This window comes from Janthinobacterium sp. BHSEK (genome assembly GCF_056174685.1).
Map to the genome: position 1 here is coordinate 1 of NZ_JBWBYV010000098.1, position 10,867 is coordinate 10,867.

At 61.8% G+C, this 10,867-nt stretch carries 11 protein-coding genes; 6 read left to right on the plus strand and 5 right to left on the minus strand.

Translation table 11 applies throughout. From position 1 onward, the window contains the following. Positions 1–211: 211 nt before the first annotated feature. The 4 genes from AC0V2Y_RS26345 (at position 212) to AC0V2Y_RS26360 (ending at position 1,897) form a co-directional block, all read left to right on the plus strand. Positions 212–829 carry an RES family NAD+ phosphorylase gene (locus AC0V2Y_RS26345; protein ID WP_475416646.1) on the plus strand — a complete coding sequence of 206 codons (618 nt, stop codon included), beginning with the start codon at positions 212–214 and terminating at the stop codon, positions 827–829. A gap of 42 nt (positions 830–871) precedes the next feature. After that, on the plus strand, positions 872–1,192 hold the full coding sequence (locus AC0V2Y_RS26350; RefSeq protein WP_475416645.1) for a DUF2288 domain-containing protein: 321 nt from the start codon (positions 872–874) through the stop codon (positions 1,190–1,192). Between the two features lie 100 nt (positions 1,193–1,292). Beyond that, complete coding sequence (locus tag AC0V2Y_RS26355) at positions 1,293–1,565, plus strand: type II toxin-antitoxin system Phd/YefM family antitoxin (RefSeq protein WP_070313584.1); 273 nt, start codon at positions 1,293–1,295, stop codon at positions 1,563–1,565. Positions 1,566–1,666: 101 nt separating this feature from the next. Further along, positions 1,667–1,897 carry a hypothetical protein gene (locus AC0V2Y_RS26360; protein WP_475416644.1) on the plus strand — a complete coding sequence of 77 codons (231 nt, stop codon included), beginning with the start codon at positions 1,667–1,669 and terminating at the stop codon, positions 1,895–1,897. A 46-nt stretch (positions 1,898–1,943) separates the two neighbouring features. Here the strand turns inward: AC0V2Y_RS26360 and AC0V2Y_RS26365 are convergent, their stop codons facing one another. The 4 genes from AC0V2Y_RS26365 to AC0V2Y_RS26380 form a co-directional block, all read right to left on the minus strand. Continuing rightward, the gene (locus AC0V2Y_RS26365) at positions 1,944–2,666 is read right to left on the minus strand and encodes an ABC transporter ATP-binding protein (RefSeq protein ID WP_475416643.1); all 723 of its coding nucleotides are present in this window, start codon (positions 2,664–2,666) and stop codon (positions 1,944–1,946) included. Between the two features lie 10 nt (positions 2,667–2,676). Continuing rightward, on the minus strand, positions 2,677–4,620 hold the full coding sequence (locus AC0V2Y_RS26370) for a branched-chain amino acid ABC transporter ATP-binding protein/permease (RefSeq protein ID WP_475416642.1): 1,944 nt from the start codon (positions 4,618–4,620) through the stop codon (positions 2,677–2,679). A 7-nt stretch (positions 4,621–4,627) separates the two neighbouring features. After that, positions 4,628–5,518, minus strand: coding sequence for a branched-chain amino acid ABC transporter permease (locus AC0V2Y_RS26375; protein WP_475416641.1), 891 nt, complete (start codon positions 5,516–5,518; stop codon positions 4,628–4,630). An 85-nt stretch (positions 5,519–5,603) separates the two neighbouring features. Next, the gene (locus AC0V2Y_RS26380) at positions 5,604–6,761 is read right to left on the minus strand and encodes an ABC transporter substrate-binding protein (protein WP_076571165.1); all 1,158 of its coding nucleotides are present in this window, start codon (positions 6,759–6,761) and stop codon (positions 5,604–5,606) included. A 366-nt stretch (positions 6,762–7,127) separates the two neighbouring features. On the opposite strand from AC0V2Y_RS26380, the gene AC0V2Y_RS26385 reads away from it, so the two are divergent. Further along, positions 7,128–8,036 (plus strand): hypothetical protein, encoded by a 909-nt coding sequence (locus AC0V2Y_RS26385; RefSeq protein ID WP_475416640.1) that lies wholly within the window; start codon positions 7,128–7,130, stop codon positions 8,034–8,036. 24 nt (positions 8,037–8,060) lie between these two features. Beyond that, the gene (locus AC0V2Y_RS26390; RefSeq protein WP_475416639.1) at positions 8,061–8,474 is read left to right on the plus strand and encodes a hypothetical protein; all 414 of its coding nucleotides are present in this window, start codon (positions 8,061–8,063) and stop codon (positions 8,472–8,474) included. Between the two features lie 19 nt (positions 8,475–8,493). Here the strand turns inward: AC0V2Y_RS26390 and AC0V2Y_RS26395 are convergent. Continuing rightward, on the minus strand, positions 8,494–10,867 hold a 2,374-nt coding region (locus tag AC0V2Y_RS26395), incomplete at its 5' end, for a heparinase II/III domain-containing protein (RefSeq protein WP_475418390.1).

Sequence of the window (10,867 nt, forward strand, 5' to 3'; positions counted from 1 at the left end):
CACATAGATAGCTTATACTCAACCACTGAAGGAATATCAAAAGATTTTAAAAATAATAAAATTAAATAGCCAATTAATTTAATTTCACAAAACCAATAATATTCCACGCAAAACGACAGAAACTCTGCGAGAAATTTTGATTAATGACATCCCCCTAACTTTGCTGCGCCAGATCGACACTTGCCGCCTGATTCCCTCGCGCTTCGCCGACATGGAAGATTCCGTGCTGGCGCCCCTGGCCGAGGACGACGGCCACCTGCGCGAGCTGTTCGAACTCGATAACGCGACGAATGCGCGCCTGGTGGCCGAGTACGGCGGCGCGCCAGGAATTGGCGTGGACGAGCTGGTTTTTGGCGTGCCGAACTTTCGCATCATCAATGCCGCCTACACGTATGCCCGCCCGGAAGGGGCGCGTTTCAACGATAGCGAGCGGGGCGCCTGGTATTGCGCCTTCGACATGCAAACGGCGCTGGCCGAGATCATTTTCCACAAGACCGTGGAATACCAGGAAATCGACTATTTCGACGACAGCGTCAGCTACCAGTCGCTGCTGGCCGACTTCTCCGCCAGCTTCCACGACCTGCGCGGCCAGGAACGCTACCAGGCTTGCCTCGATCCGGCCAGCTACATCGCCTCACAAGACCTGGCCGCCATCCTGCTCGAGGCCGGTTCCATGGGCGTGATCTTCCCCAGCGTGCGGCACGCCAGCGGCACCAACCTGGCCTGCTTCCGCCCCGCCCTGGTGGGCAATGTTCGCAAAGGCGCCGCCTATCGGTTAACATGGCAGGGTACGCCGACGCCGCACGTGGAAGCCTTGCCAGGCAAATAACGCGCGCGCATCGGCACCCGACTCACCGCAACCTGATCTCACATGCAAACCAATCCTGAAAAAGACACCGAACTGCGCCTCAAAGTAAACAGCGAAACGGCCCGCCTGGCCTGGAGCGAACTCGCAAAGCACTTCGCCCAGGGCAATGTCGTCTGGGTCGCCAATGCATTGGACCTGGTCGAAGTGGCCGTGCGCATCTCGCACGACGACAAGGCGACCATCACGCAATGGATGGCCGACGGCAAGGTCGCCAAGGTCTCCGACCAGCAGGCGCTGGACTGGCAGGCGGCCGATGCGTCCCTGTGGGCCGTCGTCGTCAGCCCGTTCATCCTGGTGCAGCAGGAAAAGCCGACCAAGCACTGACACTTACAGGCTGCGCTCGACGTAAAGAAAATGCGCAGTCAACTAAATTTGGCACTTAATTTAGTTATCCAATGTTGGTCTGCAACTTGTGGAGGACGGCATGAACTTTCTCAATATTCAACCAATTAGCTACTTGAAGACGAACACCAGCGACGTGGTCAAACAGGTGCTGGAGACGCATGACCCGGTAGCCATCACGGTGAACGGCAGAGTTCAGGCAATTGTTCAAGACCCTGTCAGCTATCAAAAGACTCAAGATCAGCTTGCCATGCTCCGCATCCTTGCTCTCGGCCGCAAGCAGATTGAGGAAGGTAAAATCATTGATCATGATGACGTTGTGGCCCTTCTGGAAGCTGAAGACGACGACAATTGATTACACAAATGAAAATCATTTGGACGCAGTACGCCTTGAACGATTTGCAAGACATTCGCTTCTAGCTGAAGCAGAACGAATCCCTGGCTTTTGCCAGGAAGGTGACGCAAGCGATTCTGGCTGAAGTCAATTCTCTCAAAGATTGGAACATTCAAGGCAGCTTTGTTCCTGAACTTGAAGACCTTCATTTGACGACTCACCGCCAACTGTTGGCCGGCCAGCATCGCATCCTTATCGAGTATGGACATAACGATATCGTTTACGTTCATATGATTGCCCATACCCGCCGTGACCTGGAAGCAATGATACGCCGTCGCCTACTCACTGCGTAATACGGAGGATGTGACAATGCGCAGCAAGCGCATTGTCAGACCATCATCAATGCCCTCCCCCCAGATACGCCGCGATCACCTTCGGATCCGTTTTCAGGCTCTCGGCCGGCCCGTGCACGGAAATGCTGCCGTTTTCCAGCACGTAGCCGTAATCGGCCACGTTCAGGGCGGCGGCGGCGAATTGCTCCACCAGCAGCATGGTCACGCCTTCGGCCTTCAAGCGCGTGATGATGCGGAAGACTTCTTCCACCAGGATCGGCGCCAGGCCCATCGACGGCTCGTCCAGCAGGATCACTTCGGGGTTCAGCATCACGGCGCGGGCCATGGCCAGCATCTGCTGCTCGCCGCCCGACAAGGTGCCGGCCAGCTGGTCACGCCGCTCCTTCAGGCGGGGGAACAGTTCCAGGGCCTTGTCCAAATCTCCCTTGATGTCGCCTTTCGGGCGCGCGCGCGTAAAGCGGGGGAAGGCGCCCAGCAGCAGGTTGTCCGTCACCGACATCGAGGCGAAGACCCTGCGCCCTTCCGGCGAATGGGCCAGGCCGTCGCGCGCGATGCGGTGCGAGTCGAGGCCCGTGACGTCCTTGCCGCCCAGGGTGACGGTGCCCGATTTCGGTTTGAGCATGCCGGAAATGGCGCGCATGGTGGTGGTCTTGCCGGCGCCGTTCGAGCCGATCAGGGTCACCAGCTTGCCCTTCGGGACTTCGAGCGAAATGCCGTGCAGGACTTCGACTTTGCCGTAGGCGGCGTGCAGATTGTTAATGGTCAGCATGGTCTTCCTCTCAGTGCGCCGCAGGGCTCAGGGTGTCGGCGCTGCCGCCCAAATAGGCTTCGATCACTTTCGGATCGCTTTGGACAAGCGCGGGTGCGCCTTCGGCGATCTTCTGGCCGAAATCGAGCACCGTCACCACGTCCGACAGGGCCATCACCACGTCCATATGGTGCTCGATCAGGATGATGGTGATGCCGTGCTCGCGGATCTTGCGGATGATGGCCATCAGTTCCTTGATGTCGGGCGCCGTCAGGCCCGCCGCCGGCTCGTCGAGCAGCAGCAGACGCGGGTTGAGGCCCAGCGCGCGGCCGATTTCCAGCAGCCGCTGCTTGCCGTACGGCAGATTGCGCGCCTCTTCGTTGGCCAGGTCCGCCAGGCCCACGAACTCGAGGATGCTGGCGGCCCGTTCGCGCGCGGCCTTTTCTTCGCGCTTGTAGCGGGGCGTGTGCAGCATCACGTCCAGCACATTCGACCTGAAGGTGTTGTGCAAGCCCACCAGCACGTTCTCGGTAGCCGTCATCTCGCCGAACAGCTGCACGTTCTGGAAGGTGCGCGCCACGCCGCCCAGGGCGATTTCGGACGGCGTGCGGCCGGAAATGACGGCGCCGGCAAATTCCACCTTGCCCGCCGTCGGCTTGTAGATCCCCGTCAGCACGTTCATCATCGTGCTCTTGCCCGAGCCGTTCGGCCCGATCAAGCCGTGCACGGAACCTTGCGTGACGTTCAGGTCCACCTGGTTCAGCGCTTTCAGGCCGCCGAACTGCATCAGCGCCTGGTCCACGCGCAGCAGGGTCGCGCCCTGCTGCCCGCCCTGCGCGTGGTCGAACGGCGCCACGCCGTGCGAAGCGACGGCCTGCACGTGGCGCCGGCCCTTGCCGATAAAGCTCATCAAAAAGCCGACGATGCCGTCCTGCAGGTAGTACACGACGAACAGGGTCATCAGGCCGAAGATGGTCAAACGCCAGTCGACCATGTTTTCCAGCTTGTAGGAAAACGCGGCCAGGCCGATGGTGGCCACCAGGGGCACAAGCACGCCGCGCACGGTGGAGCGCTTTTTCGCCAGCATGAAGGCGGAGCCGATCACGCCCAGCACGGCGGCGGAGACGGCGATCTTGCGGAACAGTTCGATGTCCGACAAGAGGCTGGGCAGCATGACGACGATCAGGGCGCCGATCAGCGCGCCCGAACGCGTCTTGCGTCCGCCCATGATGACGGCCAGCAGGAACAGGATCGTCAGTTCGAAGTTATAGGTATTGGGCGAGATGTATTCTTCCGAATACGCATACAGGCTGCCGGCCAGGCCCGCGAAACCGGCGCTGATGACAAACGCGTAGACCTTGTAGCGATACACGGACACGCCCATGCAGTCCGAGGCGATGGGGCTGTCGCGCAAGGCTTCAAACGCGCGGCCCAGGTTCGACTTCAGGATGCGGTGCACCACCACCAGCGAGATCACCAGCAGCGCGGCGACCATGTAGTAGTACTCCACTTCCGTCAGCTTGTGGCCGAACAGGACGGGTTTGTGGATCTTGATGCCCATCGGGCCTTCCGTCAGGAAGCTCATCTCGTTGATCAGGATTTGCACGATGGTGCCGAAGGCCAGGGTCACCATGGCCAGGTAGGGTCCCGTCACGCGCAGGGCCGGCAAGGCCAGGATGGCGCCGAACAGGGCCGCGCCCGCGATGCTGGCGGGGATGGCCAGCCAGAATGAGACGCCCAGCTTGAACACCAGCACGCCCGTCACGTACGAGCCGATGCCGAACAGGCCCGCATGGCCCAGCGACACCTGCCCCGTGTAGCCGACGACGATATCGAGGCCGAACAGCAGGATGGCGTAGATCAGGATGGTCTCGGCCAGGTGGATGTAGTACGGGTTCGGAATGACGATGGGGAACAGCGCGAGCGCGGCCAGACCCGCCGCGCTCAGCGCCAGCATGGTGATTTTCTTGTTCATGTGGCCCTCAGACTTTCTTGATCGCGGCTTTGCCGAACAGGCCGGACGGCTTGACGGCCAGCACCAGCAGCAACAGCAGCAGGCCGGGCACTTCCTTGTAGCCGGTGGAGATGTAGTAGCCGGTGGTCGTCTCGGCAATGCCCAGGATCAGGCCGCCCACGATGGCGCCCACGCCCGACGTCAGGCCGCCGATGATGGCCACGGCAAACGCTTTCAGGCCCAACGAGGCGCCCATGGTGGCCCCCGTCAGGGTCAGCGGCGCCACCAGCACGCCCGCGAAGGCGGCCGTGGCCGACGACAGCGCATAGGAAAAGGTGATGACCATGCCCGTGTTGATGCCCATCAAACCGGCCGCGTCGCGGTCGTTGGCCGTCGCCACGACGGCCTTGCCGTAGATCGATTTGCGGTTGAATACTTCGACGGCCAGCATGATGGCCAGCGCGCCGACGATGACGGCCACCTGCATCTGCTGCACGTTGGCGCCAAACACCTGGAACGGCGCGGCCGACAGGGGCGACGGGAACATCAGGTCGTCCTTGCCCCAGATGTTTTCCGCCACGTTCTTGAAAATGATGGCCAGCGCGATGGTCGACATGATCCAGCCGAATTCGGACTTGATCTTGATGGCGGGCCGCACGCCTATCCATTCGACGAACACGCCCTGCAAGGCGCCGAAGACGATGACGACGGGGATCATCAGCAGGTAGCTCATGTAGGGGCCGCCGTGGATGGTGCCCACCAGGGACAGTCCCACGAGCGCGCCCAGCATCAGCGATTCGCCCTGGCCGAAGTTGAGGGTGCCGGACGTGGCAAAGGTCAGCTGGTAGCCGAAGGCGATGACGGCATAGATCATGCCCAGCGCGACGCCGCTGAAGACAAGCTGCAGGAAGATTTCCATGGTATTCCCCGAAGGATGGGAGATAAAAAAATGGCCAGTCCTGATTCCTCAAGGCTGGCCACTGCGCGGCGAAGGTCTGCCAGGCTTATTTCGCGAGGACGACTTTGCCGTCCTTGACTTCGCCGAAGACCGTCAGCTCGGCCGTGATCGCTTCATGGTTGGTCTTGCTGAACGGCTTGTTGTAGGTGGTGACGGCGCCTTCCACCTTTTCATTCAGGTTTTCCAGCGCGGCGCGCACTTTCGGGCCGTCCGTGCCGCCCGCCTGCTTGAAGGCGGCGGCCAGCAGGTAGATGGAATCGTAGCCTTGCGCGGCCGAGACGGCCGACGGCATGCGTCCGCCCGATGGCTTGTAGGCGGCCACATAGGCGTCGATGAAGGCCTTGCGCTTCGGCGTGCTGGCGTCCTGAATGAAGGTTTGCGGCATGCGCGTGCCATTGCCGTTCTTGCCCGCGTTGTCGATGAAGTTACCCATGGCCAGGGTCCAGCTGCCGATCAGCGGCACTTTCCAGCCCAGCTTTTCCATGCCGTTGGCGATCTGCGCCAGTTCCGGGCCGATGCCGTAGGTCAGCACGACTTCCGCCCCCGCCTGCTTGGCTTTCAGCAGCTGGGCCGTCATGTCGACGTCCTTGATGTTGTATTTTTCAACGGCGACGGGCTTGATGCCCTTCTTGTCGAGCGCCTTTTCCAGGTCTTCGCGGCCCAGCTGGCCATAATTGGTGGAGTCGGCCAGGATCGCCACCTTCTTGAACTTGCGGTTCTCGATCGCCTCATGCACGATCATGCCGGACTGGATGGTGTCATTGGCCGCATTGCGGAAGATGTAGTTTTCCGGCTGGTCGGCGAATTGCTTGGTGACGATGGAACCCGTCGCCACATTGTTCATGACGGGAATTTTGGCTTCCTGGTAGAAGCGCTGCGAAGCAAGGGCCACGCCCGTGTTGATGTAGCCGACGGTGGCGGCGACCTTTTCCTTGTTGATGAGTTCCTGCGCGATCTGCACGCCGCGTTCGTTCTTCGCCTCGTCATCGCGCTCGATCAGCAGAAGCGAACGGCCCAGCACGCCGCCCTTGGCATTGATTTCCGCGACGGCCAGCTTGACGCCGTCGCGCATCGACACGCCCATCGGCGCGGAACCGCCCGTAAACGGTCCGGACACGCCGATCTTGATGGGGTCGGCTGCGACGGCCGCCTGCGAGAAACCCAAAACCAAACTTGCCACGAGCAATTTCTGTTTCAAATTCATTGTCATCTCCTCTGCTACAACGTTTTAAATGCCACTTATTTTTATAGTCGTACGCTGGATAACCGCCCCATCGATAAATCATTGTAGGTGAGTAAACATGCACCAGCAACAACTACATATGACGCGTCGCAACATGCGAAAAAGACCGCATTACGCGTCCGATGTCAGTCTTTTGTAAGGAAAATATGGCGCAAATTGGCGCACCTGCGCCATTCCGCAACAGCCCTGGCGCCGATACGGGGCCGCCAGGCGACGTCGACAGCGAACTGATCTGGCGCAATACTGCCCTTGTTCAGCATGCTAACGTCGGCCATGCCAGCGCGCGCGCGCCGGCCCCGTCAGCCACTGCTACCGCATGGAGGCCATATGCAGCGCCCGTCGAACTCGTCCGTTTCCACCCTGCTTCTTTACGCCAGCGCCAGCCTGCTGCTGGGCGGCTGCGCCACCGACCTGGCGCCCGTGCGCACCTTTGCCGACCAGACGCAAAAGATGTCGGTCCACTTCGAACCCATGCTGGCGGGCGGCGTCCGCAGCTGCATGGACAAGGCCATGCGCAAGCGGTTGATCCTGGCCGAGCGTTTCGATGCGCAAGCCAGCGAACAGGCGGCGCGCGCCGATTGCGCCGCCATCGCGCAGGCCGGCGCGTCAATCGCCAGCCTGAACGACGTCCTGCTGCGCTATGCCCAGACCATGGCGGCGCTGGCCGATGACAGGCTGCCTCTCTACAAGGAAGAGCTTGGTGGACTCGGCGATGCGCTGGGCGGTCTGGCGCAGCCGGTCGGCGGCGCGCCCCTGCTCGATGCGGGCAAGCTGGCCAAGGTCGTCAAACTGAGCGAGCACCTGAGCCGCCTGGCCACGCAGCGCCGGCAGAAATCGGCCTTGCGCGAACTGCTCGACGAGCAGGAAGCCGTCGATATCGTCAGCGATGCGCTCAAGGAGTATGCGCAGCGCGGCTACCGGGCCGGCTTGCAGGATGAATTGCGCGACCTGGACCTGCTGCGCGGCGCCGTCGACCAAGCCGCGCCGCGCGAACCGCTGGCCGCCAATTACATCCGCACGCGCTTGCACCTGGAAGGCCGGCAGTTACAGGAAAGGGAAAAGATCGTCGCCGCATACGTCGCCGCCGTCGACGCGCTGCAAGCGAGCGTGGCCGCGCTGCGGGCCAATCTCGACCGCCTGCAGGCGCCCGAACTGGAGCGGCAGCTGGCGCAGTTTTCACGCGACGTCGACACGCTGCAGCGGCAAGCGGCGTTCTATGCCCCCGCCCGCTGGTAAGCGGCGCGCACACAGGAGTATCCCATGGCCCCACTGACCGAACTGACGAAAGATCAAAGCTACGCCATCGCCGACAGCCTGGCGCAAGCGTCAAGCCTGGTGCTGGAATTGCGCATCCGCGAACGCGAGGCGCTGGCGCCGGACGAGCGCGCACTGCTGGAACAATATGAAAATCACCTGGACCAGATGGTGGCCCTGTTCCGCGCGTATGGCATTTACCTGACGGCCGAAGGCGCCGAGCAGGCGCGCGTCGACATCGAGGGCGCCATCGCCAAGGGCAAGTCGCAGCTCAAGCGCATCGCCGACGTGAAAGCCGCCATCGGCACGGCGGCCAGGCTGGTCGACCTGGGCGCCGCCATCCTGTCGCGCGACCCGTTCGCCATCGGCGAAGCGGCGGCCAGTTTGCGGGCCAGGCCGAAGAAGGAAGAAGCGGCATGAACGCCAGCCTGTTGCCGCCCTACTCGATGCTGAGCACGCCCTGATCCGAACTGGGGTGCGTGCCCGCCCCTGGCGCAACCTCGACCAGGCTGCGGGCAAAAGCGCCGCCCGCCGGCGCCGACGTCAAGGCGTAATGGACGCCAGGCTTCAGGCCCGTGGCCAGGATGGCGCCGGCGGCCAGCGGCGAGGTCCAGTCCATGCGGGCAGCGGGCGCCACGTCGCGATTGAACAGCACGTGCAGCTGACTACCCAGCAACAGCGCCTCGGTATTGGCTACGGCCGCCAGGCGCCGCGTATCGGGCGGCTGCGCCGTACCGGTGGCGCCATCGTTGTCGGCGACAAACAGCGTGTGCAGAAAATACTCGGGCGCATCGACCGCAGGCGCCGTTGCCGATGTGACTTCCAGGCGCCAGGCGCCCACGTCCTCCTCCGTGGTTTTCTGCTCGCTCTTCTGCGGCGGATGGTTGAACCACAGATCGCTGCCATCGGCCTGGCGGCGGCGCACCATGAAACGGCAGTCGCCGCTGCTGGCCCATTGCTCGTTCGCCTTGACCGGGCTCATCTGCCTGCACATGGTGCCGTCATGATCGCGCCCGCCGACCTTGTGCACGACGGCATTCTCTGGCAGCACGGTTTGCGCGATCAGCATGCCGCCGCCATTACGCACGGTGGCGATGCGCCGCTGTCCCGCGCTGTAGCCGAGCTTGTAGCGCCCATCGCCGAGATTGCTCGTATTGGCAGTATTGGCGGCCGGGTCATGCGCCGTATGCAGCAAAAAAGTGGCTGGCAAGCCGCGTTTGCTGCGCACGCTGTCGAAGACCACCGTCACCGGCTTGGGCCAGAATGCCGGCTGGCGCAGGAAGAGTATCTGGCGCACAAAACCGTTATTCCGGTCCAGCCTGGTAGCAGAATAGGCCTTGCTGGCATTGCCGCTGGCATAGGTATATTCCGGCGTATTTTCATAGCGCACGATGCCATCGAGCGCGTTCACGCCACCGGGCTGGATTTCGTCTATCGTCGGATAGTTCTGTTGCAGCGCTTGCATCCACTGTCCGCCATCACGGCTCAGGCCGCTCACCCCCGTCATCAGACGCTCCGTTGGATCGTCCACCGTATCGTAGACCGTAATCGTGTTGTGCGCGACGCTGCGCGTGTAATAGTTCCACCAGTGCACGCTTTCATAGCTATCGTACAAGCCCGTATCGAGCAGCAATGGCGCCTTGTAATACAGCGCAAAGCTGTTCTGGTCGGCGTGCTGGTGATTCTGCGCGGCGAACGATGAGGATTTGAAGTCCAGCACGGTGGCATTCGCATAATCCCATGTGTCACGCATCACTACCTGGCCCGACACGCGGAAATGGCGCGCCAGGGGCAGGCTTGATATTGGCACGGCAGCCACTTCCGCCGGCCAGAACAAGCGTTCCAGTATCTCGTCGCCACCGCCGCGATGCGCCTTGACCTGATCGCGATAGAAAGACCAGGCGACGCCATCGCCGCCAACGCTGGCCACGCCGCGCGACAACTGGCCGAGCAGTGGATTGCCTACGGGCAAATCATAGTTATCTCCGCTGGCAGGAAACGTGCCATTGCTGCGCAAACCGTAGATATATGGATACAGCAATTGATCCTGCCAGTCGGCCTGCAGCAGCGGCGTGCCGCCCGCATTGTCGAGTCCCGTGCGCCACAGCAGCAAGCGCTCGGGGATGCTCGACACACCATACGCAAAACCCATCTGATGACCGCCATCGGCCGAAATGGCGACGCGCGCGGCCATGAAGCCCTTGTCGAAATGTGCATACGCCGTGTCGATCATCGGCACGACTTCAGGATGCTCTTCCGCGATGGCCAGCAATCCCACCGCCATGTTGGTCACGGCACTGAAGGCATGGCCGCTGACATAGTAAGTGGCAATCGAGGGAGACGGAGTATTGCGGTTCCAATGTTCATATATGGGTTTCTGCTCGCAATCGAAGACCGTACTCGTGTCGCGCAAGTGCTGCTGGCTGCCACACATGGAAGCCACCAGATGGTCACCCTTGGTTGCCGTATTTTCGGCCGCTATCGTATCCTTGATCCTCTGCGCCAGGGCGGACCGGTAAGACCCGCCTCCCATTGCGGCAGGCACACTCTCGCTGCCCATCAGATCAAACAGCCAGTCATAGACGAGGCCCATGGCAGCCACCCTGCCCCCCATCGACCATTCATTGCCGGCGGGCAGTGGGCTCGCCAGCAGCATGTCGGCATACGTCAGCAGGCCCTGCCTGTACTTGTCCTGCTCCGTCAGCAGCCATGCCATGGACAGCAATTGCGCGCTTTCATAGATCGTCCCGCGATGCCCGGTGGCGACATTGCACGCTTTCGGGTAGTCGGACGACGTGGGCGCGATCGTGGCG

Excerpts from the sequence above, each read along its gene's own strand:
- AC0V2Y_RS26390 (WP_475416639.1), top strand. The coding sequence starts at position 8,061 with ATGGCCCCACTGACCGAACTGACGAAAGATCAAAGCTACGCCATCGCC.
- AC0V2Y_RS26375 (WP_475416641.1), bottom strand. The coding sequence starts at position 5,518 with ATGGAAATCTTCCTGCAGCTTGTCTTCAGCGGCGTCGCGCTGGGCATG.
- AC0V2Y_RS26355 (WP_070313584.1), top strand. The coding sequence starts at position 1,293 with ATGAACTTTCTCAATATTCAACCAATTAGCTACTTGAAGACGAACACC.
- AC0V2Y_RS26345 (WP_475416646.1), top strand. The coding sequence starts at position 212 with ATGGAAGATTCCGTGCTGGCGCCCCTGGCCGAGGACGACGGCCACCTG.
- AC0V2Y_RS26380 (WP_076571165.1), bottom strand. The coding sequence starts at position 6,761 with ATGAATTTGAAACAGAAATTGCTCGTGGCAAGTTTGGTTTTGGGTTTC.
- AC0V2Y_RS26350 (WP_475416645.1), top strand. The coding sequence starts at position 872 with ATGCAAACCAATCCTGAAAAAGACACCGAACTGCGCCTCAAAGTAAAC.
- AC0V2Y_RS26385 (WP_475416640.1), top strand. The coding sequence starts at position 7,128 with ATGCAGCGCCCGTCGAACTCGTCCGTTTCCACCCTGCTTCTTTACGCC.
- AC0V2Y_RS26370 (WP_475416642.1), bottom strand. The coding sequence starts at position 4,620 with ATGAACAAGAAAATCACCATGCTGGCGCTGAGCGCGGCGGGTCTGGCC.
- AC0V2Y_RS26365 (WP_475416643.1), bottom strand. The coding sequence starts at position 2,666 with ATGCTGACCATTAACAATCTGCACGCCGCCTACGGCAAAGTCGAAGTC.